General features: G+C 61.2%; 21 protein-coding genes. 13 read left to right on the top strand and 8 right to left on the bottom strand.

Annotated features, from left to right (window positions below):
- Positions 1–4: 4 nt before the first annotated feature.
- Positions 5–2,062, bottom strand: coding sequence for a S9 family peptidase (locus tag AC1Z24_RS23885; RefSeq protein ID WP_483742979.1), 2,058 nt, complete (start codon positions 2,060–2,062; stop codon positions 5–7).
- A 151-nt stretch (positions 2,063–2,213) separates the two neighbouring features.
- Here AC1Z24_RS23885 and AC1Z24_RS23880 point away from each other — a divergent pair, with 151 nt between their 5' ends.
- The 6 genes from AC1Z24_RS23880 to AC1Z24_RS23855 all read left to right on the top strand — a co-directional run bounded on the left by AC1Z24_RS23880 (position 2,214) and on the right by AC1Z24_RS23855 (position 6,745).
- Positions 2,214–2,693: an MFS transporter gene (locus AC1Z24_RS23880; RefSeq protein WP_483742978.1), complete on the top strand. Its 480-nt coding sequence runs from the start codon at positions 2,214–2,216 to the stop codon at positions 2,691–2,693.
- A 59-nt stretch (positions 2,694–2,752) separates the two neighbouring features.
- Positions 2,753–3,526: a class II glutamine amidotransferase gene (locus tag AC1Z24_RS23875; protein ID WP_483742977.1), complete on the top strand. Its 774-nt coding sequence runs from the start codon at positions 2,753–2,755 to the stop codon at positions 3,524–3,526.
- 30 nt (positions 3,527–3,556) lie between these two features.
- Complete coding sequence (locus AC1Z24_RS23870; protein ID WP_483742976.1) at positions 3,557–4,084, top strand: DUF2937 family protein; 528 nt, start codon at positions 3,557–3,559, stop codon at positions 4,082–4,084.
- 284 nt (positions 4,085–4,368) lie between these two features.
- The gene (locus AC1Z24_RS23865) at positions 4,369–5,121 is read left to right on the top strand and encodes a 5-oxoprolinase subunit PxpA (protein ID WP_483742975.1); all 753 of its coding nucleotides are present in this window, start codon (positions 4,369–4,371) and stop codon (positions 5,119–5,121) included.
- Positions 5,118–5,822: a 5-oxoprolinase subunit PxpB gene (gene pxpB / locus AC1Z24_RS23860; RefSeq protein WP_483742974.1), complete on the top strand. Its 705-nt coding sequence runs from the start codon at positions 5,118–5,120 to the stop codon at positions 5,820–5,822. The genes AC1Z24_RS23865 and pxpB overlap by 4 nt, the downstream gene beginning before the upstream one ends.
- Entirely contained in the window at positions 5,819–6,745 is a 927-nt protein-coding gene (locus AC1Z24_RS23855; RefSeq protein WP_483742973.1) for a 5-oxoprolinase subunit C family protein, read from the top strand. The genes pxpB and AC1Z24_RS23855 overlap by 4 nt, the downstream gene beginning before the upstream one ends.
- Before the next feature lie 159 nt (positions 6,746–6,904).
- On the opposite strand, the gene AC1Z24_RS23850 is transcribed toward AC1Z24_RS23855, so the two are convergent.
- Both AC1Z24_RS23850 and AC1Z24_RS23845 read right to left on the bottom strand, forming a co-directional pair.
- Positions 6,905–8,083 (bottom strand): vWA domain-containing protein, encoded by a 1,179-nt coding sequence (locus AC1Z24_RS23850; protein ID WP_483742972.1) that lies wholly within the window; start codon positions 8,081–8,083, stop codon positions 6,905–6,907.
- Positions 8,084–8,104: 21 nt separating this feature from the next.
- Positions 8,105–8,950, bottom strand: a complete 846-nt coding sequence (locus AC1Z24_RS23845) for an AAA family ATPase (RefSeq protein ID WP_413308986.1) — start codon at positions 8,948–8,950, stop codon at positions 8,105–8,107.
- Between the two features lie 280 nt (positions 8,951–9,230).
- Here AC1Z24_RS23845 and cysK point away from each other — a divergent pair, with 280 nt between their 5' ends.
- The 5 genes from cysK to AC1Z24_RS23820 all read left to right on the top strand — a co-directional run bounded on the left by cysK (position 9,231) and on the right by AC1Z24_RS23820 (position 15,234).
- Positions 9,231–10,205, top strand: a complete 975-nt coding sequence (gene cysK, locus AC1Z24_RS23840) for a cysteine synthase A (RefSeq protein WP_483742971.1) — start codon at positions 9,231–9,233, stop codon at positions 10,203–10,205.
- Positions 10,206–10,379: 174 nt separating this feature from the next.
- Positions 10,380–11,318, top strand: a complete 939-nt coding sequence (locus AC1Z24_RS23835) for an aspartyl/asparaginyl beta-hydroxylase domain-containing protein (protein ID WP_483742970.1) — start codon at positions 10,380–10,382, stop codon at positions 11,316–11,318.
- A gap of 140 nt (positions 11,319–11,458) precedes the next feature.
- Positions 11,459–12,379 carry a glyoxalase gene (locus tag AC1Z24_RS23830; protein WP_483742969.1) on the top strand — a complete coding sequence of 307 codons (921 nt, stop codon included), beginning with the start codon at positions 11,459–11,461 and terminating at the stop codon, positions 12,377–12,379.
- Positions 12,380–12,498: 119 nt separating this feature from the next.
- Positions 12,499–13,902 (top strand): alginate export family protein, encoded by a 1,404-nt coding sequence (locus tag AC1Z24_RS23825; RefSeq protein ID WP_483742968.1) that lies wholly within the window; start codon positions 12,499–12,501, stop codon positions 13,900–13,902.
- 477 nt (positions 13,903–14,379) lie between these two features.
- Positions 14,380–15,234: a DMT family transporter gene (locus AC1Z24_RS23820; protein WP_483742967.1), complete on the top strand. Its 855-nt coding sequence runs from the start codon at positions 14,380–14,382 to the stop codon at positions 15,232–15,234.
- 171 nt (positions 15,235–15,405) lie between these two features.
- Here AC1Z24_RS23820 and AC1Z24_RS23815 read toward each other — a convergent pair whose 3' ends face one another.
- The 4 genes from AC1Z24_RS23815 to AC1Z24_RS23800 form a co-directional block, all read right to left on the bottom strand.
- Complete coding sequence (locus AC1Z24_RS23815; RefSeq protein WP_483742966.1) at positions 15,406–16,839, bottom strand: catalase; 1,434 nt, start codon at positions 16,837–16,839, stop codon at positions 15,406–15,408.
- A gap of 268 nt (positions 16,840–17,107) precedes the next feature.
- Positions 17,108–18,013, bottom strand: coding sequence for a DMT family transporter (locus AC1Z24_RS23810; RefSeq protein WP_483742965.1), 906 nt, complete (start codon positions 18,011–18,013; stop codon positions 17,108–17,110).
- A 168-nt stretch (positions 18,014–18,181) separates the two neighbouring features.
- Complete coding sequence (locus tag AC1Z24_RS23805; RefSeq protein WP_483742964.1) at positions 18,182–18,394, bottom strand: DUF6124 family protein; 213 nt, start codon at positions 18,392–18,394, stop codon at positions 18,182–18,184.
- Positions 18,395–18,818: 424 nt separating this feature from the next.
- Complete coding sequence (locus AC1Z24_RS23800) at positions 18,819–22,289, bottom strand: hybrid sensor histidine kinase/response regulator (RefSeq protein WP_483742963.1); 3,471 nt, start codon at positions 22,287–22,289, stop codon at positions 18,819–18,821.
- Positions 22,290–22,606: 317 nt separating this feature from the next.
- Between AC1Z24_RS23800 and AC1Z24_RS23795 the strand changes: the two genes are divergently transcribed.
- Both AC1Z24_RS23795 and AC1Z24_RS23790 read left to right on the top strand, forming a co-directional pair.
- On the top strand, positions 22,607–23,752 hold the full coding sequence (locus tag AC1Z24_RS23795) for a TDT family transporter (RefSeq protein WP_483742962.1): 1,146 nt from the start codon (positions 22,607–22,609) through the stop codon (positions 23,750–23,752).
- A 65-nt stretch (positions 23,753–23,817) separates the two neighbouring features.
- Positions 23,818–25,692: an MFS transporter gene (locus AC1Z24_RS23790; RefSeq protein ID WP_483742961.1), complete on the top strand. Its 1,875-nt coding sequence runs from the start codon at positions 23,818–23,820 to the stop codon at positions 25,690–25,692.
- A gap of 142 nt (positions 25,693–25,834) precedes the next feature.
- Here the strand turns inward: AC1Z24_RS23790 and AC1Z24_RS23785 are convergent, their stop codons facing one another.
- Complete coding sequence (locus tag AC1Z24_RS23785) at positions 25,835–26,797, bottom strand: bile acid:sodium symporter family protein (RefSeq protein ID WP_483742960.1); 963 nt, start codon at positions 26,795–26,797, stop codon at positions 25,835–25,837.
- Positions 26,798–26,808: the final 11 nt, after the last annotated feature.

The raw sequence follows: 26,808 nt of genomic DNA, 5'->3' as shown, positions 1-26,808 counted from the left end.
TCCATCAGGCCAGCTTCAGCACCTTGAAGATAAATCCATATTCGAGAGCTACGTCACGTAATCCCTGATAACGCCCGCTCATGCCGCCATGCCCGGCGCCCAGTTCGGTCTTGAGCAGCAACAGATTGTCGTCGATCTTGTGGGTACGCAGCTTGGCCACCCACTTGGCCGCTTCCCAATATTGCACCCGGCTGTCGTTGTAACCGGCGATCACCAGCATCGCCGGATAGGCCTGGGCGCTGACGTTTTCGTACGGTGCATAGGCCTTGATGCGTGCGTAGACCTCAGGCTCGGCAGGGTTGCCCCATTCGTCGTATTCGGTCACGGTCAGGGGCAGGTCGGGGTCGAGCATGGTGTTGAGTACGTCGACGAACGGCACTTCGGCAATCGCCGCCTTGAACAGCTCGGGGCGTTGGTTGAGGACCGCGCCGATCAACAGGCCACCGGCGCTGCCGCCGCTGATCACCAGTTGCTCGGCCCGGGTCAGGCCTTGGGCGATCAGGTGTTCGGCGCAGGCGATGAAGTCATCGAAGGTGTGCTGCTTGTGCTCCTGCTTGCCATTGCGATACCAGGCCTCGCCCAGTTCGCCGCCGCCGCGTACGTGGGCGATGGCGAAGGCCACGCCGCGATCCAGCAGGCTCAGGCGGGCATGGGAGAACCACGGGTCGAGGCTTTCGCCATAGGCGCCGTAACCGTACAGGTACAGCGGCGTGGCCTGGCCGAGCAGTTCGCGCTTGACCACCAGGCTGATCGGCACTTGGGTGCCATCCGGCGCTGTGGCCCACAGACGCTGGCTGATATAGGCGTCAGCGTCGAACGGGCCGAGCACCGGGGTTTCCTTGAGCACCTGTTGTTCGCCAGTGGCCAGGGTCAGTTGACGCACTTGCGCCGGACGGTTCAGGGACTGGTAGCGCAGGCGGATCTTGTCGCTGTTGAATTCCAGGGAGTCCTGCACATACAGGCTGTAGGCGGCGTCCGGCAGTTGCACGCGGTAGGCGGGCAGGCCTTGCGGGCGCACTTCGATGATCGGCAGGCCGCCCTCACGCAGGCTCAGGCTCAAGGCCTGGGCGTTGAGGCTGACACCTTCGAGCATCACCGCTTCGTCGTGGGCGATCAGGGTCTGCCAGTCGGCGCGGGTCGGCACGGCGCTGGGCTGTTCGGCCGCCTGATAGAGGGCAAAGTTGATGCCGTCCTGATTGCTGCGGATCAGCCAGCTCCAGACGCCATCGACCTGGCCGTGATCAGGGAAGTACTCATGACCTTCGACCCGAGGCGCCAGGCAGATGAATCTGTCCTGCGGATGCTCGGCATCCAGCACCCAGGCTTCGCTGGTGGTCTTGCTGTTGAGCAGCACGATCAGTTGCCGTTCGGAGCTGCTGCGATAGCAATGCAGGAAGAAACGCCCGTCCGGCTCGTCGAACACCAGTTCGGCGCCTTCTTCGCCCAGTTGATGGCGATACAGCTTGCCGGGGCGATGGGTGTCGTCCAGTTCGCCGAAGAACAGGGTCTGGCTGTCGTTGGCCCAGGTCATGCTGCCGTCGCAGTCCTCGAACGGCAGGCTGCGCACTTCGCCGCCGGCCAGTTCCTTGACGTACAACTGGTAGACCTCTTCGCCGCTGGTATCCAGGCTGTAGGCCAGGCGTTGATGGTCAGGGCTGATGCTGAACGTGCCGAGGGAGAAGAAACCGCCGTTGGCCAGCACGTTGGGGTCGAGCAGCAGCTCTTCACGGCTTTCATCGACCTGCTGGGAATCGTCCGCCGGGCGCGGGCAACGATAGTGGCGGGCGTACTCGTCGCCTTCGGTGGTGCGGGTGTAATACAGGAACGGGCCCCAGGGGGAGGGCAGCGACAGGTCGGTTTCCAGAATGCGACCCTTGATCTCCTGGAACAGGGTTTCGCGCAGTTGCTTTTCCCCGGACAGTTGCTGTTCCTGCCAGGCGTTTTCGGCCTTGAGGTAGTCGAGCACTTCCTCGGTGTCGCGGTTCTGCAGCCAGGCATAGGGATCGGCGCCATCGGCCTGGCGGGCTGACGGGGCGGCGGAGGGTGCTTTGGATGCGGACATGGGCGGGTCTCTAAGAAGGTGCAAACCGTAAGGGGGCCGGGCGTAGCGCCTGATTTACAGGGCTGGCGGGCGAATACTTATGCCGGGGCAAGCCCGTTGGGCGAAAAGCCGTTATCATAAGCGCCACTCTACCTGCCTTACCACGGACACCATGATCAACAACGACTATACGATCGCCTGGAGCCTCTACGCCGTCGCCGCGCTGGGATGTCTGTGGGTGTGGCTCAAGCTGACCGGCTGGATGTGGCGCTATGTGAAAGAGCCATTGCGCGTGATCGGTCTGGTGCTGCTGTTCACCCCGACTATCGTCGATCCGGCGCGCGAGCAATACGCTCCGGCCCTGGCCATCAGTGCCATGGACCTGGCGCTCAAGGTCGGCAGTAACGTCTGGCGTGCGGCGTCGGACCTGCTGATGTACGGCATGTTCGCCTTTGGCCTGTATCTGTTGTTCGTGCTGATTCGCTGGCCGATTGAAAAAAACCGCAAGGCCCGTCAGCCCCAGCCTGTGGCCGAACAGCCAGCCAGTGAAGCGGATGCCGGGGATGATGACGAGCCGTTCGCCCGACCTGCCGCGCGCAAGCCGGCACCGGCGGTCAACGCCAGTCGTGCCAGGGTCGAGCCACGTTTGTAGCGTTTCCGCTTCGTTGGCAGGCGCCAACTGAGTCACAGGATTGAAGCGAGAACCCGAGCATGTGTGAACTATTGGGCATGAGTGCCAATGTCCCGACCGACATCGTTTTCAGCTTTACCGGGCTGATGCAGCGCGGCGGTCGCACCGGCCCCCACCGTGATGGTTGGGGTATCGGTTTCTATGAGGGGCGCGGCCTGCGCCTGTTTCAGGACCCGGCGGCGAGCAGCGAGTCGCAAGTCGCGCAACTGGTGCAGCGCTACCCGATCAAGAGCGAAGTGGTCATCGGCCATATCCGCCAGGCCAACGTCGGCAAGGTCTGCCTGTCCAACACCCATCCTTTTGTCCGTGAGCTGTGGGGCCGCAACTGGTGCTTCGCCCATAACGGCCAGCTCGCCGACTTCCAGCCCCCGGCCAGTTTCTACCGGCCGGTGGGCGATACAGACAGCGAAGCGGCGTTCTGCGACTTGCTCAACCGGGTGCGCGAAGCCTTCCCTGAGCCGGTCGACATCGAACAACTGCTGCCTTCACTGGTCGATGCCTGTAATGAGTATCGCGGCAAAGGCGTGTTTAACTGCCTGCTCAGTGATGGCGACTGGCTATTTTGTTTCTGCACCACCAAACTGGCGCAGATTACCCGTCGTGCGCCCTTTGGCCCGGCGCGACTGAAGGACGTTGATGTGATTGTCGACTTCCAGGCGGAAACCACGCCCAACGACGTGGTCACGGTAATCGCCACCGAACCCCTGACTGAAAATGAAACCTGGAACCGTTACGAGCCCGGCCAATGGGCGTTGTGGCGTCGCGGTGAGTGTGTGGCCCAAGGGCAAGGCTGAGTACCCATAACCATAACGAGAGGGATCTAAATGCTGCGAAGTTATCTGCGATTGGTCTTGTTTACGGCGGGTCTGTTGTGTGGCGTGCAGATTCCCGGTTTTGTCAGTGACTATGGCAAACGGGTCGAGGCGCACCTGATCGAGGCGCAGCAAAGCTTCAAGGGCTATAACGCAACCGCGCAGCAGTTCTTCAAGGGCGATGTGCAGGCGCTGATCCAGCATTACCGCAGCAGCGATGATCCGGTATTTCGCAGTGATGCCGACACCATCGCCAACCTGATGCAACGCACCCAGATCCTCGACCGCGAATGGCTGGCCATGCAGGGGCCGTGGTATGCCAAGGCTTGGCACGTCGCGGTATTCGCCGACGACGATATCCGTCGCGAGACTTACAACGGTTACACCTGGCAGGTCTTGATGTCTCCGGATGTGATTGCCTGGGGCATCGTCTCTGCACTGGTGCTGGCACTGGTGATCGAGAGTGTCTTCCTGCTGCTGGGCTGGGTGGTCAATGGTGGACGGCGACGCAAGCCGACCTTTGAGCGCGACTGGCGCTGAGTGGCCTCAAGGGCTTTTGTGGGACCGGCTTCAGCCGGGAAGACGCAGGTAAGATCGATATATTTCTTTCGCCAGCGATATCATCTTCCCGGCTGAAGCCGGTCCCAAATTGATTTCCTGTTTGCCGCCCCCATCAACTTTTCTTATCCCCCCCAGCGGCTTTTATTAGTTGGACGTCCCGAGCGCGCCCCTCAAGAATGCCAGCACAAGAATGGTTTGTTGCGGCGTGGTGAGCGCTAGACTTCAATCCTGTACCTGAATAGTCCCGCACAGGAGATACGCCCTTGGGCCGCCTGTTACTCAACTGTGATATCGGCGAAAGCTACGGCGCCTGGACCATGGGTCTGGATGCTGAAGTCATGCCATTTATCGATTGCGCCAACGTCGCCTGCGGCTTTCACGCCGGTGACCCCAGCGTGATGCGCAAGACCGTCAGTCTGGCGCTCAAGCATGACGTAATAATTGGTGCGCACCCGGCCTATCCGGACCTGGTCGGCTTCGGACGGCGCTCCATGGCCTGTACCCCGGAAGAAATCCAGGATCTGTTGCACTACCAGATCGGCGCTCTGGACGGTGTCTGCCGGGCCCAGGGCGGCCATGTGCGTTACGTCAAACCCCATGGTGCGATGTACAACGACATGATGGCCAACCCGACCCAGTTGCGCGCGGTCATTGAGGGTATCGCCCGTTACGACGAAAGCCTGCCGCTGATGCTCCTGGCGATGCGTGATAACCGCGCCGCCCAGGCCATTGCCGACGAATACGGCGTGAAACTCTGGTTCGAAGCCTTTGCCGACCGTGGTTATGACGCAGAAGGGCGATTGATGTCGCGCAAGCTGATTGGCGCTGTGCATCACGAACCCGATGTCATCGTCGCTCAGGCCATGACCCTGGCCCGTGGCGAACCTCTGCGCGCCTGTGACGACAGCGAACTGCGTCTGGCCGTCGATACCCTGTGTGTACATGGCGACAACGCCAGTTCCATCGCAGCGGTCCAGCGCATTCGTCAGTCCCTGGACGAGCTGTCGGCCTCATGAACTGGCGCATAGAAATCGTCGCCATCGATTGCCTGATGGTGCGCCTGTTCGACGCCATCGACGAAGCCAATATGCCGTGGATGCTGGCCGCCACCGCCCGTCTGCGGGAAGCCTTTGGCAGCCATCTACGCGATTTGGTGCCGTCCTATACCACCCTGATGGTGCATTACGACCTGCTGGCCGTCAGCCCGCAGCAGGCGCGCCAGTTGATCGCCCAGGCCATGGCCGACCTGGCTCCGGGCCCGCAAGCCAAAGGTCGGCAGCACGTCCTGCCGGTCTGGTATGACCTCAGCGTTGGCCCTGAGCTGCCACTGCTGGCACGCAATAGCGGGTTGTCGGTCAGTGACGTGATCCGTTGCCACAGCGAGCGCGAATATCAGGTGTTTGCCCTGGGCTTTGCGCCGGGCTTCGCTTTCATGGGGCTGGTCGATCCGCGCATCGCCACGCCACGCCTGAGTACCCCGCGCAAACGGGTGGCGGCGGGCAGTGTCGGGATCGGCGAGCAGCAGACGGCGGCCTATCCGGTGATGTCTCCCGGTGGCTGGAACATTATCGGGCGTACGCCAGCAAAACTGTTCGACCGTGAACTGGATGGCTACAGCCTGATGCAGCCCGGCGACAGCGTGCGGTTTGCCGCGATCGATCGAGCCGAGTTCGTCCGGCTGGACGGCGATGACACACCTTTGGAGGCGCAGGCATGACCGCACTGTTGATTGAGAGCAGCACGCCACTGTGCCTGTTGCAGGACGCCGGGCGCTTCGGCGTGCGTCACCTGGGCGTGACTCAGGGCGGGGCGGCGGACTGGGTATCGATGTCCTGGGCCAACTCGCTGCTGGCCAATTCGCTGGACGCCGCAGTGATCGAAATTACCCTGGGCGGTTTCAATCTGCTGGCCGAAGAAGACTGTTGCCTGGCCCTGGCCGGTGCCGATCTGGGTGCCATGCTCGACGACCGGCCCGTGCTGCCATGGCGCAGCTTCTTTTTGCGCAAGGGCCAGCGCCTGCGTTTCGGTCAGCCCGAAGTCGGCGCCCGAGCCTATCTGGCGGCCCCCGGCGGCTTTAATGCGCCTCAGGTGCTGGGCAGTTGCGCCACGGTTGGTCGTGAAGAACTGGGCGGCCTGGACGGTCACGGCAAGGCCTTGAACAAGGGCGATCGCCTGAGCTATTCCGGCTCGTCATTCCTGCTGCGCAGCCTCACAGATTTGCAGGCACCGAAGCTCGACGACAACGCGCCGCTGGAAGTTGTACTGGGGGCGCAGATCAGCGAGTTCAGCGGCCTGAGTTCATTCGAGGCGTTCAACAGCGAGTGGACCATCGACAGCCGCGCCGATCGCATGGGCATCCGCCTGTTGGGCCCGGTGTTGCAATATAAGGGCGCGCCGATGATTTCCGAGGGTATCCCCTTGGGCGCGATCCAGGTGCCGCCAGATGGCCAGCCCATTGTGCTGCTCAATGATCGCCAGACCATCGGCGGCTACCCGCGGATCGGCGCTCTGACGCCGCTGTCCCTGGCGCGTCTGGCGCAGATGTTACCGGGCGCTGCCCTGCGCTTGAAACCGGTGGTGCAGACCGTGGCGCATCAGCGGCAGGTGGATTACATGCGGGCGCTTCAGGCGTTTGCCTGAACGACTTCAAACAGCGTCGGATCTGTGGGACCGGCTTTGGCCGGGAAGGCGTCATTTCTGATCACGGAAATGTGTTGTCAGTCCCTCTTCCCGGCTGAAGCCGGTCCCACAAACATAATTCCAATTCAGATGGTTATGGCGTGTTTGATCGGAGCGCTTTCACTTTGAGAGAAACCGCATCCCTTCCTCCAGCCCCCGCAGCGTCAGCGGGTACATCTGATCCTCTACCAGATCCTTCACGATATGGGTCGAGGTGGTGTAGCCCCAGGCGTCCTTGGGGTAGGGGTTGATCCAGATAAGCTTCTTGAACTTGGCCATGAAGCGCTGCATCCACAGGTAGCCGGGTTCTTCGTTCCAGTGCTCGACGCTGCCGCCGGCCTGGGTGATTTCGTAAGGTGCCATGGCCGCGTCGCCGATGAAGATCACTTTGTAGTCGGCGCCGTACTTGTGCAGCAGGTCCTGGGTGGAGAAACGCTCGGAGGTGCGGCGCAGGTTGTTCTTCCACACCGACTCGTAAACGAAGTTGTGGAAGTAGTAATACTCCAGGTGCTTGAACTCGGTCTTGCAGGCCGAGAACAGCTCTTCGCAGGTCTTGACGTGAGCGTCCATCGAACCGCCGATATCGAACAGCAATAGCAGCTTGATGGTGTTGCGTCGCTCTGGGCGCATCTGGATATTCAGCAGCCCGGCGTCGCGGGCGGTGTGGTCGATGGTGCCGTCGATGTCCAGCTCGTCCGCCGCGCCTTGACGGGCGAACTTGCGCAGGCGGCGCAACGCCACTTTGATATTGCGCGTGCCCAGTTCGACCTGATCGTCGAGGTTCTTGTACTCACGCTGATCCCAGACCTTGACCGCCTTGCCCTGGCGCTTGCCTGCATCGCCGACGCGGATGCCTTCCGGGTTATAGCCGCCCGAGCCGAACGGGCTGGTGCCGCCGGTGCCGACCCATTTGTTGCCACCGGCATGACGTTCCTTCTGTTCTTCCAAGCGCTTCTTGAATTCCTCGATCAGCTTGTCCAGGCCGCCGAGGGTCTGAATCTGCGCGCGTTCCTCGTCGGTCAGCGAGCGCTCGAACTCCTTGCGCAGCCAATCCTCGGGGATCAGCGCCTGCAAGTGGTCATCGAGCTTTTCCAGACCGTTGAAATAGGCGCCGAACGCCCGGTCGAACTTGTCGTAATGGCGCTCGTCCTTGACCAGGATCGCCCTGGACAAGTAGTAGAACTCGTCCATGTCGGCGAAGGTCACCCGCTGTTTCAGGGCGTTGATCAGGTCCAGCAGCTCGCGCACCGACACCGGCACCTTGGCTGCGCGCATTTCGTTGAACAGGTTGAGCAGCATGGCTGACGTACCTCCGGGAAATCAGCGACTGCCGCGACGGCTCATGAACGCCAGGCGCTCGAGCAACTGCACGTCCTGCTCGTTCTTGACCAGGGCACCGGCCAGGGGCGGGATGGCCTTGGTGGGATCGCGCTCGCGCAGCACCGCTTCGCCGATATTGTCGGCCATCAGCAGCTTGAGCCAGTCCACCAGCTCCGAGGTCGACGGCTTTTTCTTCAGGCCCGGCACCTTGCGCACGTCGAAGAACACGTCCAGGGCTTCGCTGACCAGGTCCTTCTTGATATCGGGGTAGTGCACGTCGACGATGCGTTGCAGGGTCGGACGGTCCGGGAAGGCGATGTAGTGGAAGAAGCAGCGGCGCAGGAAGGCGTCCGGCAGTTCCTTCTCGTTGTTGGAGGTAATGATGATGATCGGGCGCTTCTTGGCCTTGATGGTCTCGTCGATTTCGTAGACGTAGAACTCCATCTTGTCGAGTTCCTGCAACAGGTCGTTGGGGAACTCGATATCGGCCTTGTCGATCTCGTCGATCAGCAGGATCACCCGCTCTTCGGACTCGAAAGCCTCCCACAGCTTGCCTTTCTTCAGGTAGTTGCGCACGTCATGGACCTTGTCCACGCCCAGTTGCGAGTCGCGCAGGCGGCTGACGGCATCGTATTCATACAGGCCCTGATGGGCCTTGGTGGTGGACTTGATATGCCAGGTAATCAGTTTGGCGCCAAAGGATTCGGCCAGTTGCTCGGCGAGCATGGTCTTGCCGGTGCCCGGTTCACCCTTGACCAGCAGCGGGCGCTCCAGGGTGATGGCTGCGTTGACCGCCAGTTTCAGGTCGTCGGTGGCGACATAGGCTTGGGTGCCTTCGAACTTCATCGGTGAATCCTCGAACGGAGCGCAATAATGCCCCGACTATAGCGTGCGGCTGCGGGCGCTGTGAACGCAGACGGGGCATTCAGTAGCTGAATGGAGCGTCACATGATGACTCATGTACTTTTGTGGGACCGGCTTTAGCCGGGAAGAGGTACGTACATCCAATACACATTTATAGCCTTGAATATTGCCTTCCCGGCTAAAGCCGGTCCCACATACTGGACGTGCACAGGCCGTGGGCATAGGCTTTGAACCCTTCATTACTGCCAACAAGGAGCTTGCCATGAGTCGCATTTACGCTGACAACGCCCATTCCATCGGTAATACGCCCTTGGTGCAGATCAATCGCCTGGCGCCGCGCGGTGTGACGATCCTGGCCAAGATCGAGGGCCGCAACCCGGGTTACTCGGTCAAGTGCCGCATCGGCGCCAATATGGTCTGGGACGCTGAAAGCAGCGGGCGGCTCAAGCCGGGCATGACCATCGTAGAACCGACCTCAGGTAATACCGGCATCGGCCTGGCCTTCGTCGCTGCCGCCCGTGGTTACCCACTGGTGCTGACCATGCCCGCGTCCATGAGCATCGAGCGGCGCAAGGTGCTCAAGGCCCTGGGGGCCGAACTGGTACTGACCGAGCCACCGTTGGGCATGAAAGGTGCCATCGCCAAGGCTGAAGAATTGGTCGTCAGTGACCCGGCCAAGTACTTCATGCCGGCCCAGTTCGAAAACCCGGCCAACCCGGCCATTCATGAAAAGACCACCGGCCCGGAAATCTGGAACGACACCGACGGCGCCATTGACGTACTGGTTGCAGGCGTCGGCACCGGTGGCACCATCAGCGGTGTGTCGCGCTATATCAAGCAGACGGCGGGCAAGCCGATTCTGTCGGTGGCCGTGGAGCCGTTGAGCTCGCCCATCATCACGCAAAAACTCGCCGGTGAAGAGATCAAGCCCAGCCCGCACAAGATCCAGGGCATCGGCGCCGGTTTCATCCCGAAAAACCTCGACCTGTCGTTGGTTGACCGGGTCGAACTGGTCAGCGATGACGAAGCCAAGGCCATGGCCCTGCGCCTGATGCAGGAAGAGGGCATTCTTTGCGGGATTTCCTGTGGCGCGGCCATGGCGGCTGCCGTGCGTCTGGCGGAAAAACCGGAGATGCAGGGCAAGACCATCGTGGTGATCCTGCCGGACTCCGGCGAGCGCTATCTGTCGAGCATGCTGTTCAGCGATCTGTTCACCGATCAGGAGTTGCAACAGTAAGGCGACAAGGGACCTGACCGCAGCGGCCACAAGGGTTTATCATGGCCGCCTTCTAACCCGCCGGATCTTGTCCTGCATCATCCGGCGGTGCTGTGCAGTCCTTTACTATCAACGGCATTTATCAAGACAGCGGCGCGTCCGATGACCGCTCATTGCCGTTTCGAGGAGATCTTCATGACGTGGTCATTTGCTGCCAAGGCATTGATTCTGATGCTGTTTGTGGCCAGCACGCTGTATGTGCACCTGCGCGGCACCGCGCGTCTGCCCCTGTTGCGCCAATTCGTCAACCATTCGGCGCTGTTCGCTCCTTATAACGCCTTGATGTACCTGTTTTCCCGCGTGCCGTCCGAGCCGTACCTGGACCGCAGCAAATTTCCCGAGCTGGATGTGTTGCGCGATAACTGGGAAGTGATCCGCGACGAAGCCATGCACTTGTTCGACGAGGGTTATATCCGCGCCGCCGAAAAGAACAACGACGCCGGTTTCGGTTCGTTCTTCAAGAAAGGCTGGAAGCGCTTCTACCTCAAGTGGTACGACAAAGCCCTGCCGTCCGCCGAAACCCTGTGTCCGCGTACTGTGGCCTTGGTCAACAGCATTCCCAACGTCAAGGGCGCGATGTTCGCGCTACTGCCCGGCGGCAGCCACCTGAACCCGCACCGCGACCCCTTTGCTGGCTCCCTGCGCTATCACCTGGGCCTGTCGACACCGAACTCCGATGACTGCCGCATCTTTGTCGATGGCAAGGTCTACGCCTGGCGCGATGGTCAGGACGTGATGTTCGACGAGACCTACGTGCACTGGGTCAAGAACGAAACCGAGATCACGCGGGTGATCCTGTTCTGCGATATCGAGCGGCCACTGCGTTCGCGCCTGATGACCTCGATCAACCGCAGCGTCAGCGCCTTCCTCGGTCGCGCCACCGCGCCGCAGAACCTCGACGACGAACGCGTCGGCGGGATTAACCAGGCCTATGCCTGGAGCAAGCGCTTCAGCGACGGTTTCAGTGGCAAGGTCAAACGGTTCAAACGCAGCAACCCCAAGGCCTACCGCATCCTGCGTCCGGTGCTGGCGGTGATCGTCCTGACCCTGCTGGGCTACTGGCTGTTCGGCTGATCCTTCGTTGCATCCCCTGGCCCGTTCGTGGTCAGGGGCTCTAAATCGGCCATTTCCGGCAAAGAAAGCACAGCCATACAATTTCACCACCGGTACTCGGTGGAGCATGAGCGCAGTCCTTTCTCCAGGAGATGCTGTTCATGGGTTCCAGATTTTTCGTGATTTCCGCTGCCGTGCTCACCCTGTCCGTGCCGGTGGCGGCGGTGGTGGCGCCGGCTGCGGCGCTGGCTGCGTCGAGCAAGTCGGCCATCGCCGTCGCCGTGGCGCCGCAATACGACACCACCCACGTCTATGTGGCGCCGGAAGATGTCGACAGCTTCGTGCAGAGCTTCACCGCTACCTTTGGCGGCAAGAGCACCCCGCAATACGTGGTGACGGTGACGCCAACGCCGAGCACCACCTCTTCGCAGTTGATCCAGACGCCGGTGGGTACTGTCTCGCTGTTCGGCTTCAAGACGCCGATCCCGCACCCATTCGGATACGAGCGCAACGGCTATCTGGTCAAAGACATTGATGTCGCCCTCAAGGAAGCGCGCAAGGCCGGGGCGGACGTCATCGTCTCCGACTTCCCGGACCCCATCGGCCGCGATGCCGTGGTGCAGTGGCCGGGTGGCGTGAACATGCAGCTGTACTGGCACAATACGGTGCCCAGCTACGCGCCGTTCCAGACCGTGCCGGAGAACCGCGTTTACGTTTCGGCGGACCGCGAGGCGGCCTTCGTCAAATCCTTCCTGGCCTTCTCCCACGGCAAAGTGGTGAGCGATGACAAGAAGGCGCCGGGCATCGAGATCGGGCGTCCCAACGACACCTACCATCGCCTGCGCATCGAGTCGGACTTCGGCAAAATGGCAGTCCTGGTCACTGACGGCCACCTGCCGTACCCCTATGGCCATGACAACACCGGATACGAAGTCAGCAACCTCAAGGACACCCTCGACAAGGCCAAGGCAGCCGGCGTAACCACCCTGGTTGAACCGTTCAGCACTGATGGCCGGACTGCGGCCGTGGTGAAATTCCCGGGCGGTTATGTCGCGGAAATTCATCAGTTGGCCGCCAAGTAATCTGTGGGAGCGTGGCTTGCCCGCGAATCGGTATTTCAGGCGCTAGAGATGTGATGAATGTACCGGCCTCTTCGCGGGCAAGCCTCGCTCCCACATTTGAATAGCGTTGGGAACGAACCATGACTATGCGCCCCACCCATCTGACCGGCCTGTGCGTGGCCATGCTGTTGCCCTTGTACGCCGCTGGCGCCAAGGCCGACAGCAGCGAAACCCGGCCCGCCATCAAGGCCAATCGCTGGCAGGAAGACTGGTCGGTGCTGGCCGATCCGGCGCTGCGAACTGCGCCCCTGGACAGCCTCAAGTACATCCCGCTGTCCGCCGACGATCCGGCGGCTTACCTGTCCCTGGGCGCCACGTTGCGTGAGCGTTTCGAGATGCAGGATGCCAGCGGCTTCGGCACCAAGGGCGTCGCCCGGGATGCCTATCAGCTGCAGCGCTTTCAGGTCCATGCCGACCTGCACCTGAATGAAAACTGGCGCATCTTTACTCAGCTTGAAGATGTGCGCGCCTTTGACAAGACCACCCTGTCACCTGCGGATCAGAACCGAACCGACTTGCGTCTGGCCTTTCTTGAATACACCAGGGCCTTTGGTGCCGACACCTTCAAGGCTCGGGTCGGACGTCAGGACTTTGCTTTCGACTTGCAGCGCTTCATCTCGTCGCGGGACGGCCCCAACGTGCGGCAGTCTTTCGATGCCCTGTGGGCTGACTGGGAGACGGGGGAGTGGCGTTTCATCGGCATTGCCAGCCGCCCGGTGCAGTATCAGGACGAACGCAATTTCGATGACCGCTCCAACCATGAGCAGCGCTTTCACATGCTGCGGGTCGAGCGCCAGGTACTGGGCAGCAATGAACTGTCGGCCTATTACGCGTTGTACGAGCGCGATATCGCCAGCTATCTGGACGCAAGTGGTGCCGAGCACCGCAATGTCTTCGATGGTCGTTTTGGCGGCGCCGCTCAAGGCTATGACTGGGACCTGGAGGGCATGGGCCAGACCGGTTCGGTGGGTGGCAAAAGCATCCGCGCGTGGGCGGCGGGCAGCCGTCTGGGCTACACCTTCAAGGATCAGCCCTGGACCCCGCGCCTGGGCCTGCAATTGGACGCCGCCTCGGGTGACCGGCAAAAAGGCGACAACACCCTGGGCACCTTCAACCCGCTGTTCCCCAATGGCTACTACTTCTCCTTGGCCGGTTACACCGGTTATGCCAACCTGCTGCACGTCAAGCCGTCGCTGACGGTTACGCCGCTGAACAAGCTGACCGTGATGACCGCCATCGGCCTGCAATGGCGGGAAACCACCGAGGATGCGGTCTACGTGCAACCCAATATCCCCGTCGCGGGCACGGCAGGGCAGGGTGGTCGCTGGAGCGGGGCCTACGCCCAGTTGCGCACCGACTATGCCTTTACCGCCAACCTGACCGGCGCCATCGAGGCAGTGCACTACGACATCGGCCAGGCCGTGCGCGATGCCGGTGGGCATGACAGTAATTATCTGGGGGTTGAATTGAAGTTCGGCTGGTAGCCCCAGGCTGTGGGAGCGAGGCTTGCCCGCGAAGGCAATCTTGCAGGCAACGATAGATGGGTTGAATGTATCGGCCTCTTCGCGGGCAAGCCACGCTCCCACATTGGCTGCAAAACAATGTTGCGCATTTCCCTCGGCGCTGGTTATAGTCAGCCCCGGTATGTAACGCCTTGTTGCGAACCATCTCCTCCTTTCAGAAGACGAGCCTAATGCCAGCTTCCAGCCCTCAATCGATGTTCGATGCCGCAGCATTCGCGGCTGTCGGGCTATTTGAGTGCAAGCAGCTCGCCTTCATGCGTTTCCCGCCTCCATCCCCTGTGACCAGTCCGGTCGTGTGCGCAGTTGTCGCACCGCCAGGCGTTGTCCTGCTCGGCTGATCGGTTTCCCCGGAACGCCGATTCGCCTGCAAACGCCCGCAAAACTTCCGTGCATCCGGTTCGTACCGGGTCCGATTTTGTCTGAATCACAGGTGACACCATGTTTGCCAATACACGACTGGCCTCGCTGGCCACGACGACCTTGTTTGTCCTGCTGTGGAGCAGCGGCGCCATTGTTTCGAAATGGGGCCTGGCCCACGCATCGCCCTTTGCCTTTTTGCTGTTCCGCTTTCTGCTGGCCCTGATCGGCCTGGCGCTGCTGTTCCCGATGCTCGGCTACAAGTTGCCGACCAGCCGCAGCGCGATGCTCTACGCAGCAGCCACCGGCACGGTGCTGTTGGGGGCTTATCAGATCTTCTACCTGCTGGCCCTGAACATGAAGGTCGCCCCCGGCGTCATGGCGACCATCATGGGCGTACAGCCGATCCTCACTGCCGTACTGGTGGAGCGCAACCGTTCCTGGAGTCGCATGTTCGGCCTGGCCCTGGGGCTGGCCGGGTTGGTCCTGGTGGTTTATCAGGGGATCGGTGATGGTGGTTCATTGGCCGGAATGTTGTTTGGCGTGTTGGGCATGTTGAGCATGACCGGCGGCTCGATCATGCAGAAACGCATCACCAGCAACCCCCTGGGCACCGTGCCTGTGCAGTACCTGGCCGGTGCATTGGTCTGCGCGGTGTTTGTGCCGTTCCAGCCGTTTCACTTCGAACAGAGCATCGGCTTCTTTGTACCGGTGCTGTATATGGGCCTGATCGTCTCGGTACTGGCGACCCTGCTGTTATATCGGCTGATCGCCCAGGGCAACCTGGTCAACGTCACCAGCCTGTTCTACCTGGTACCCGCGGTGACCGCGATCATGGACTACCTGATCTTCGGCAACCGCCTGGCCTGGTTGAGTCTGTTCGGTATGGTGCTGATCATCGTCGGATTGGGGTTTGTGTTTCGCAAGACTAAATGATGCCGGTTGAATAAAAGAAAAGGCCGGTGCAGTCAATGCACCGGCCTTTTTTGTGGGGCGCTGGCTTATGTGGGACCGGCTTCAGCCGGGAAGAGGCCCATACATCCGATACATCTTTATCGCCTGATAGTCACCTTCCCGGCTAAAGCCGGTCCCACACTCTTCAGGTATTTAGCCCAGTTGCTCGATGGCCTTGCGCACTCCCGCGCCATAAGCCGGATCAGCCTGGGTGCAGTGACCGATATGGCGCTCGATCACTTGTTGCGACGCGCCTTTGATCGCCCGTGCGGTGTTGTCGAACAGCGCCTGTTGCTGCTGCGGGTTCATCAACTGGAACAGCGCGCGCGGTTGGGAGAAGTAGTCGGTGTCTTCGCGATGGTTCCAGTGATCGGCTGCGCCTTCGATGCTCAGAGGCGGCTCGGCGAAGTCCGGTTGTTCTTCCCACTCGCCATTGCTGTTGGGCTCGTAGGACGTGGTGCCGCCCATATTGCCGTCCACCCGCATGGCGCCATCACGGTGGTAGCTGTGGGTAGGACATTTCGGCGCGTTGACCGGGATCAGGAAGTGATTGACCCCCAGGCGATAGCGCTGGGCATCACCGTAGGAAAACAGCCGGCCCTGGAGCATTTTGTCTGGCGAGAAACTGATACCCGGCACGATATTGGCCGGGTTGAACGCGGCCTGTTCCACTTCGGCGAAGAAGTTGTCGGCGTTGCGGTTCAGCTCCATGACGCCTACTTCGATCAGCGGGTAGTCGCCGTGTGGCCACACTTTGGTCAGGTCGAACGGGTTGATGTGGTAAGTCCCGGCTTCGTTCTCCGGCATGATCTGCACGAATACCGTCCAACGCGGAAAGTCGCCGTTTTCGATGCTTTCATACAGGTCGCGCTGATGAGTCTCACGGTCGCCGCCGACACGTTCGGCCGCTTCGGCGTCGGTCATGTTCTGGATGCCCTGTTGAGTCTTGAGGGTGAACTTGACCCAGAAACGCTCGTTGGCGGCATTGAGGAAACTGAAGGTGTGGCTGCCGAAGCCGTGCATATGGCGGAAGCTGGACGGAATGCCGCGATCGCTCATGACGATCGTGACCTGGTGCAGCGCTTCGGGCAGCGAGCTCCAGAAATCCCAGTTGCTGTTGGGGCTGCGCAGGCCGGTGCGTGGGTCGCGCTTGATGGCGTGGTTGAGGTCAGGAAACTTCAGCGGGTCGCGCAGGAAAAATACTGGCGTGTTATTGCCCACCAGGTCCCAGTTGCCTTCTTCGGTGTAGAACTTCAGGGCGAAGCCGCGAATATCACGCTCGGCATCCGCTGCGCCACGCTCACCGGCCACGGTGGAGAATCGGGCGAACATTGGCGTCTGCTTGCCGATCTGCGAGAACAGTTTGGCTTTGGTGTAGCGGGTGATGTCGTGAGTCACGGTGAAGGTGCCGTGGGCGCCGGAGCCCTTGGCGTGCATGCGGCGCTCCGGGATCACTTCGCGGTCGAAATGGGCCAGCTTTTCCAGGAACCAGACGTCTTGCAACAAGGCCGGGCCGCGCGGGCCTGCGGTCTGGATATTGTTGTTGTCGACGACGGGAGCGCCAAATGCAGTGGTCAGCTTTTTCATGCAGTCATCCTCAGGTCAGGCTTTGATTCACGGGATTCGATCTGTTTTTTCTAATGGTCCGCCCCCGAGATGACAGCGTGGGGGTGGCAATGAATTCGAATGGATGGCATCGAGCGCAGGTGAGTGTAGACAGCCTGAAGACACAGAAGTGCGGGATTGAACGGTGATCCGTTGGAGCGTGGCTTGCCCGCGAATTGCCCCATGCGTTAGATCAGAAAGACCGCGTCGAGGCCTTCGCGGGCAAGCCTCGCTCCCACGGGAAAGCCTGTCAGCCGTCAGTCGCCGCCTTGACCACCGCCCCAGGCTTCAACACCAGCCACAACGCCACACCAATCAGCAGGCCGCCATACAGGTGGGCCATGGACAGGGGTTCGTCGAGAAATAGCGCGCCCCACAACACGCCGAATGGCGGAATCATGAAGGTCACGGTCATGGAGCTGAGCGGGCCGATGCTGCTCATCAAGCGGAAATACAGGATGTAGGCGAACGCCGTGCAGACAAGGCCCAGGCCCAGCAGCGACAGCCAGACATTCAGCCCGCCCCAACTGGCCGGTGGATGAGCCAATGCGTTATAGCCGAACAGCGGCAATAGCAGCAGGGTGGCGCCGAGCATGCTGCCCATGGCCGACAGACGACTGTCGAGGCCGCCTTGATGATCGAGCCAGCGGCGTGTGAGAAATCCGGCAAAGCCGTAGGACGTGGTCGCGAGCAGACAGGCGACAGCGCCCATCAGCAGGTCGGCATTGAAGGTCACCGGCCCCGCGCGGGTCAGCACCGCCACGCCGAACAGCCCGAGAAACACGCCAGCGAGTTTGTTGAGGGTGAATTTCTCCGCGAAGCACAGGCCGCCGACCAGAATGCCCATCAAGGGCGTGGTGGCGTTGAAAATCGATGAGTAACCGGCAGGCAATACCTGGGCGGCCAGCGAGTAGAGGGTGGCGGGCAAGCCGGAGTTGATCACCCCGAGCATCAGGCAGATTTTGAACTTGCCGCGAAAGTCCCATTTGACCCGCATCACCCAGAGGATCAGCAGTAGCCCAACCGCCGCAATGGAAACCCGGAAGAACGCCGTAGGCATTGTCCCCAGTACCGGTGCGACGATACGCATGAAGAGAAAACTGGCGCCCCAGATGGCGGCCAGCACCAACAAACGGACGATATCGACAGGCTTCACGGTAAAACTCCTTCCATGGTCAGGGACGGAGTTTTACCGGGTGTTTCAAGCAGTGGCAATGGTTACAACACAAACCTCGACACCAAGCCATTCAAACCTGTGGCCAGGCGCGACAGCTCCTGACTGGCCGCTGATGTCTGGGTCCTATCTTGGAGAAAGCAGTGTGAATCAACGCGGTTCGAAATACGCCAGCGAGCTGTCCAGATCGCTTTGGATAACCTCGGTCAGATGCAGCGCCGAGAAAGCCAGGTCACGCTTGGCGCCGCTGAGGCTGTCGCCGGTTTCGTAGATGACTGCGGCGAGGCAGCGCACTACGGCTGAGGCGTGGAGAAGGGATTGTTCGAGTGCAGCCAGGGATGGATCTCTAGGTATATCGCTCATATTTACTCGCTCTGTTAAGGCCACCTGAGGTTCGCTGCTAAACGAAAGAGGTGGCGGCTTTGACGCGGGTTAGCAGACCGGAGAGCGATAGAACCCGGCGCGCCCGAAGACGCCCCACGCAAAGCCACCATGACGGTGAAACTTGCGCGATCTAACGCTGGCAGGCTGCTAAACCCGATCGCTGATATTCAGCGACCGGCGCAGACTAGAGAGCGAAAACGACCCGCACAAGTGGGCGGGGATTGTCTCGGAAACTTCACACAGAAGAAAGGGAAAGGCCCGGCGTAGAAGGGTTACGGCATCTTTCGGCGTTAGCCCTGACACCCGGGGTGAGGGGCAATGGAAGGCTAATGTGGGACCGGCTTTAGCCGGGAAAGCACTTCCCGGCTAAAGCCGGTCCCACAGGAAATTGAGAGCATCGGCCCTACAACGCAATATGCCGACTCAACAATGCCCGCAACGCCGCCGGCTTGACCGGCTTGGCCAGATAGCCCAGCCCGGCAGCATTGATCTGGCTGACCAGTTCCGGGCGGCCGTCGGCGCTGATGACCACGCCTGGCAGCGGCTCGCCCAGGCGGGTACGTAGCCAGGCCATGAGTTCGGTACCGGTATCGCCGTCGTCCAGGTGGTAGTCCACCAGGGCCAGTTGCGGGCGTACGCCGTCGTCGAGCAGAGCCTGGCATTCTTCACGACTGCGGGCGGTCCAGACCTGGCAGCCCCAGCGGGTCAGCAGGCTGTTCATGCCGATCAGGATGCTGTCTTCATTGTCCACACAAAGCACCGAGGTGCCGCTCAATGCCGTGCCGTTGGTTTCCTTGGGCGCGGCGGCTTGGCTTTGCTGGCGCTGGGCCAGTGGCACGCTGACGCTGAACACGCTGCCCTTGCCCGGCCAGGAGCGCACTTGCAGGCGATGACCAAGCACCCTGCACAGGCCGTCGGCAATCGCCAGACCGAGCCCCAAGCCCTTTTCAGCGCGGGTCTGATGGCTGTCCAGGCGTTTGAATTCCTCGAAAATCACTTGGCGCTTGTCTTCAGGAATACCGGGGCCGCGGTCCCAGACTTCCAGATTCAAGTGATTGCCCTGGCGGCGCACACCCAGCAGTACCGGGCCCTTGGCGTAGCGGAAGGCGTTGGTCAGGAAGTTTTGCAGGATGCGCCGCAGCAGTTTGATATCGCTGTCGACCCGTAGCGCCGTGCCGCGCACACGGAATTGCAGGCCCTGTTCCTGGGCCAGGGCCTTGAACTCAGCGCCCAGGGTGTCGAACAGGGCGTTAAGGGCAAAGGGCTGGCGGTCCGGGGTGATCTTGCCGTTTTCCAGACGGGAAATATCCAGCAGGTCGCTGATCAGGTCTTCGGCTGAGCGCAGGGAGCTGTCCAGATGCTGAATCAGCTGTTGAGCTTCATCCGGCAGGTGATCGCTGGTATGGGACAGCGCGGCGGAGAACAGCCGTGCGGCGTTCAGCGGCTGCATCAGGTCATGGCTGACGGCAGCAAGGAAGCGGGTTTTGGACTGGTTGGCGCTTTCTGCCACGCCCTTGGCTTCGGTCAGGGCCACGTTGAGTTGCGACAGCTCGCGGGTACGCTCGGCCACGCGCTGCTCCAGGCCCTCGTTGGCGCCCTTGAGCATGTGCTCGGCTTCGCGGAAGGTGGTGATGTCGGTGAAGCTCATGACAAAGCCGCCGCCGGGCATGGGGTTGCCGATCAGTTCGATGACCCGGCCATTGGGGAACATGCGTTCGGAGGTGTGGGCACGGCCCTGGCGCATCCAGTGCAGGCGCCGGGCCACATGAACCTCGGCCTCGCCCGGCCCGCACAGGCCACGCTCGGCGTTGTAGCGGATGATGTCGGCGATGGACCGGCCGACGCTGATCAGTCCTTCGGGGTAGTTGAATAGCTCCAGATAGCGGTGATTCCATGCCACCAGGCACAGGGACTGATCGACCACGCTGATGCCCTGGGTGATGTTTTCGATGGCGCCTTGCAGCAGGGCACGGTTGAATTGCAGCACCTCCGAGGCTTCGTCGGCGATGCGCACCACGTCCTCGAGCTGCATGTCGCGGCCTTCGATGGCCGCCTTGACCACCGCACGGGTCGAGGAGGCACCGAGGACACCGGCCAGCAGCCGTTCGGTGTGGGCGATCCAGTCGCCATTGGCATTCTGGTTGGGGTTGAAGCCCTTGCCCTGGCGGTAGGCGAAACGCATGAAGCTCTGCCGCGCCCGCTCTTCACCGACAAAGCGGGCCGAGAGGCTGAGCAGGTCGTCGATCTGCACCGCCAACAGTGGCCGGTTATTGCTGCGCGCATGGGTTTCCTGACCGATAAAACGCCCGGCCTGCCAGTGCTCGGACACCCGCGTGCGGGACAGTACCGAGACCCAGGCAAATAGAATGAAGTTACCGGCCAGGGACAGCACTACGCCTTGGGTCAATGGAGTGATCGGCAGGTTCAACGGGTTATTGTGCAGCCAACTCAGCAGCGGAAAAGTGCTCAGGGGCAAGCCCAGGCTATGGGCGGTGATCGGCAGGACCAGGGTGTAGAACCAGATGAAAATGCCCGCCGCCAATCCGGCAAACACGCCGCGACGGTTGGCCTGTTTCCAGTACAGCGCACCGCACATGGCCGGGGCCAGTTGGGTGATGGCGGCGAAAGCGATCTGGCCGATGGTCGCAAGGCTCGCCGTAGAACCGAGCAGGCGATAGCAGACATAAGCCAGCAGCAGAATGACCACGATGCTGACTCGGCGCACCGAGAGCATCCAGTGGCGGAACACTTCGAACGGCCGCTCGGCGGTCTGCTTGCGCAATAGCCAGGGCAACAGCATGTCATTTGAAACCATGGTCGACAGCGCGACACTGGCGACGATGACCATGCCGGTGGCCGCTGACGCACCGCCGATAAACGCCAGTAGCGCCAGGGATGGATGAGCGTGGGCCAAGGGCAGGCTAATGACGAAGGAGTCCGGCAGTACCGAGGCGGGCAACAGCAACTGCCCGGCCAGGGCAATGGGCACGACGAACAGGCCGGCCAGGGCCAGGTAGGCCGGGAACACCCATTTGGCCAGGCGCAGGTCCTGAGGATTGATATTTTCCACCACCGTGACATGGAACTGCCGGGGCAGGCAGACCATGGCCATCATCGCCACGCCGGTCTGCACCACCATCGATGGCCAGTTGATGGTTTCCTTCCAGTACTCTTCAAGGCGCGGCGCCAGCATTGCCTGATTGAACAGATCGTCAAAACCGTCGTACAGGCCATAAGTGACGAAAATGCCCACGGCCATAAAGGCAAACAGCTTGACTAGCGCCTCGAACGCTATGGCCAGCACCATACCCCGGTGGTGCTCGGTAACGTCGAGGTTGCGGGTGCCGAAGACGATGGTGAACAGGGCCAGGATCAGCGAGACGATCAGCGCCGTGTCCTGGGCCCGGGTGCCGGTAGCGTCGGCCACGGCGCCGATCAAAATGTTCACACCGAGGACAATGCCCTTGAGTTGCAGGGCGATGTACGGCAGTACGCCGACCAGGCAGATCAGCGCGACGACGACAGCCAGGGACTGCGATTTGCCGTAACGGGCGGCGATAAAGTCGGCGATGGAGGTGATGTTCTCCTGCTTGCTGATCATCACCATCTTTTGCTGCACCCACGGTGCCAACAGCATCAGCAGTATCGGGCCGATATAGATCGGCAGGAACGACCAGAACTGCTCGGCCGCCTGACCCACGGCGCCGAAGAAGGTCCAACTGGTGCAATACACCGCCAGCGACAGGCTATAGACCCACGCGCGCAGCGTCGGCGGCAGCGAAGCACTGCGCCGGTCGCCCCAGAAGGCGATGGCAAACATAATGGCCATATAGGCCAGGGCGACGGCGGCGATCAGTCCGCTGGACAACGACATAGCAAATTCAAGCCTCAAGACGTAACGATTCAGCTGGAGTCGGACAGTCTCGCATGCCGGGTGCGTGGCGTCTGTCTCGACCAAGGTCTGATCGGGTAGATGAACGTTGGGCTGTGGGAGCGAGGCTTGCCCGCGAAGAGGACAGTACAGTCGATAAATAATCTGAGTCTGATAAAACGCCTTCGCGGGCAAGCCTCGCTCCCACAGAGGAGAGTTTTTATCTATAAAATAGATGACCCATAGAGATATTACCCGCTTAGTAGATAAGCCCGCCCACCGTACCATGACTCCACCTCACCAGAGGACAGGAGCCCACCATGACCCGCATTGCCTTTTACCCCGCCAGACCCCTGAGCCAGCTTGGCCAGCCACTGGATGTGATCCGCCATTTCACCCCCAACTGGTTCGCCGCGACCATGGGTACGGGGATTCTCTCGTTGCTGCTCGGCCAGTTCGCCGCTCTGCGGGCCGTGGGCGAGGCGTTGTGGCTGCTCAATATCGTCCTGTTTGTGCTGTTCAGCCTTTTGTATGGCGCGCGCTGGGTGCTGTTTTTCGATGAGGCGCGGCGGGTGTTTGGGCATTCCACGGTATCGATGTTCTTCGGCACCATTCCCATGGGCCTGGCGACGCTGATCAACGGCGCCATGCTCTATGGCCTGCCCCGTTGGGGTGATGGCTTGCTGCCGTTGATCGAAGGGTTGTGGTGGCTGGATGTGGTCATGGCGCTGGTCTGTGGCGTGGCGATTCCGTTCATGATGTTTACCCGTCAGGAACACAGCATCGATCAGATGACCGCCGTCTGGCTGTTGCCGGTGGTGGCGGCGGAAGTGGCGGCGGCCAGTGGCGGGCAACTGGCGCCGCATCTGGCCGATACAACCACCCAGTTTCATGTGCTGATCACCAGTTATGTGCTGTGGGCCTTCTCGGTGCCGGTGGCGTTCAGCATTCTCGCCATCCTTATATTGCGCATGGCCCTGCACAAGCTGCCCCACGAAAATATGGCGGCATCGAGCTGGCTGGCCCTGGGCCCCATCGGCACCGGCGCATTGGGCATGCTGCTGCTCGGCAGCGAGGCCCCGGTGATCTTTGCGGCCAACAGTCTTGAAAGTGTCGGCGCCATGGCCGAAGGCATTGGCCTGGTGGCAGGGATCACGCTTTGGGGCTTTGGCCTGTGGTGGATGTTGCTGGCAGTGCTGATCACCCTGCGCTATCTGCGCAGCGGCATTCCGTTCAACCTGGGCTGGTGGGGGTTTACCTTTCCGTTGGGGGTCTATGCCACGGCCACGCTGAAGCTGGCGACGACTCTGCATTTGGGCTTCTTTACGGTGATGGGGGAGGGCCTGGTGGTCTGTCTGGCGCTGCTCTGGCTGCTGATCATGAGCCGGACTCTGCGCGGTGCCTGGCGTGGCGAGTTGTTTGTTTCGCCATGTATCGCCGGTCTGTGTAAACGCACCGACGGTTAGAGAGCTATCGACATCCGGCGGCTTAACGTCTTCAATGGCGCACGAGCCATTCAGGACCACGGATGATGAGCCAACCGTCACAATTCAAATTACTTGGAACCCGGCGCTTCCTGCCGTTTTTCATTACCCAGTCCCTCGGGGCGTTCAACGACAATATTTTCAAGCAGTCGCTGATCCTGGCGATCCTCTACAAATTGAGCATCACCGGGGATCGCTCCATCTGGGTCAACCTCTGCGCGCTGCTGTTTATTCTGCCGTTCTTTCTGTTCTCGGCCCTGGCCGGGCAGTTCGGCGAAAAGTACGCCAAGGACGCGCTGATCCGCCTGATCAAGCTGGGCGAGATCGCCATTATGGTGGTGGCCGCCCTGGGCTTTCTGTTCGATCACCTGTGGCTGATGCTGGTGGCGCTGTTTGCCATGGGCACCCACTCGTCGCTGTTCGGCCCGGTGAAGTATTCGATCCTGCCCCAGCACCTGCGCGAAGAGGAGCTGGTGGGCGGCAATGGTCTGGTGGAGATGGGCACCTTCCTGGCGATTCTGGCGGGGACCATTGGTGCCGGGATCATGATGTCGTCCGGTCACTACGCGCCGATTGTCGCCACGGCGATGATTCTGACCGCGGGCCTGGGCTACTTCGCCAGTCGCAGCATTCCTCGCGCTGCGGCCGCTGCGCCGGAGATGGTCCTCAACTGGAATATCTTCAGCCAGTCCTGGGCGACCCTGCGCATGGGCCTGGGGCAGACGCCTGCGGTGTCGCGCTCGATTGTCGGCAACTCGTGGTTTTGGTTCGTCGGGGCGATTTATCTGACGCAGATTCCGGCCTACGCCAAAGAGTGGCTGTATGGCGATGAGACCGTGGTCACCCTGATTCTCACCGTGTTCTCCATTGGCATCGCGGCCGGCTCCATGCTCTGCGAGCGGCTGTCGGGGCACAAAGTGGAAATCGGCCTGGTGCCTTTTGGCTCGTTCGGCCTGACCGTTTTCGGCCTGCTGCTGTGGTGGCATTCCGGTGCTCTGGCGCAGGATGCGCTGGCCTATGACTGGCTGACCCTGCTCGGCCATGGCCAAGCCTGGTGGGTGCTGTTTGACATCATGGGCCTGGGGCTGTTTGGCGGCTTCTATATCGTGCCGCTGTATGCGCTGATCCAGTCGCGCACCCCGGAGAACCAGCGTTCCCGGGTGATTGCCGCGAACAACATCCTCAACGCCCTGTTCATGGTGATCTCGGCGCTGTTCTCCATCGTCTTTCTCAGCCTGCTCAAACTACCGATTCCGGAGCTGTTCCTGGTGGTGTCGCTGATGAACATCGCGGTCAACACCTACATCTTCAAGATCGTCCCCGAGTTCACCATGCGTTTCATGATCTGGCTGCTCAGCCATTCCATGTACCGCGTCGAACACCGTGAGCTGGAGCGGATTCCCGATGAAGGCGCGGCACTGCTGGTGTGCAACCATGTGTCCTTCGTCGACGCTCTATTGATCACCGGGGCAGTGCGTCGGCCGATTCGCTTTGTCATGTACTACAAAATCTACAACCTGCCGGTGCTCAACTTTATCTTCCGCACCGCCGGGGCCATCCCGATTGCCGGACGCAGCGAGGACATCAAGGTCTTCGAGCGCGCGTTCGAGCGCATCGGCCAGTACCTGCGCGACGGTGAACTGGTGTGCATCTTTCCGGAAGGCAAGTTGACCGGGGATGGCGAGATCGACGAATTCAAGGGCGGCATGACGCGGATTCTCAAAGAGACGCCGGTGCCGGTGATTCCCCTGGCGTTGCAGGGGCTGTGGGGCAGCTTCTTCAGTCGTGATCCGCAGAAGGGCTTGTTCCGCCGCTTCTGGTCACGAGTGACGGTGGTGGCAGGGGCGCCGCTGGAAGGTGAGGATGCGGTGCCAGCCAGTGCCCGGGAGCGGGTGGCGGCGTTGCGTGGGGATGTGCGCTAGCAACAAATTCATGATTTGAAGCAGGGTTTTGTGGGACCGGCTTCAGCCGGGAAGACGTCCTTCCTGGCCAAGCAAATGCAGCGTCTGTGCCGGCTCTTTCCCGGCTAAAGCCGGTCCCACATAAAACCACTTCCGCAGGGACTCAGTTCAAGACCGGCTTGTCTTCGCTCACTACTGCGTCAGGCTCCATCTTCCTGAAATACGTCGACAGCAACGCTCCGGAGATATTGTGCCAGACGCTGAACAGCGCGCTCGGCACCGCCGCCAGTGGTGAGAAGTGGGCGCTGGCCAGGGCGGCGCCGAGGCCGGAGTTCTGCATGCCGACTTCCAGGGACAGCGACTTGCGCTGGGCCAGGGGCAGCTTGAACAGCTTGCCGGTGAAGTAACCCAGCAGGAAACCGAAGCTGTTGTGCAGGATCACCACGGCCATGATCAGCAGGCCGGATTCGGCGATCTTCGCCTGACTGGCGGCGACCACTGCGCAGACGATCATGACGATGCTCACCACCGAGATCAGTGGCAGGACGTCCACCGCGTAGCTGACTTTTTGCCCCAATACGCGCTGGGCTATTACGCCGAGGACGATCGGCAGCATGACCAGTTGCAGGATCGACCAGAACATTTCCATGAAGGACACCGGCAGCCAGGCCGAGGCCAACAGCCAGATCAGTGCCGGGGTCAGCAGCGGAGCGAGCAGGGTGGTGACGGCGGCGATGGCCACTGACAGCGCCAGATCGCCCTTGGCCAGCCAGGTCATGACATTCGACGAGGTGCCGCTCGGGCAGCAGCCAACGAGGATCACGCCCACGGCGATTTCCGGCGGCAGGTGGAACAGCTGGCACAGCAGCCAGGCCACGCCTGGCATGATCACGAAGTGGGCGACGACGCCCAGGGCCACGCGCCAGGGATGGCGCACGACCTCAGAGAAATCTTCGAGCTTGAGGGTCAGGCCCATGCCGAACATGACCAGGCCCAACAGGGGCACGATCAGGGTCTTGAGGACAATGAACCAGCTCGGGAACAGGAACGCCAGGACAGCGAACAACAGCACCCAGTATGCAAAGGTATTACCGACAAAACGACTCAATGCAGCCAGGGCACGCATGGCTCGCTCCT

This window comes from Pseudomonas sp. JL23, assembly GCF_056933585.1.
The sequence above is the reverse complement of the archived record's forward strand: the minus strand, read 5'-3'. Positions and strand labels throughout refer to the sequence as shown.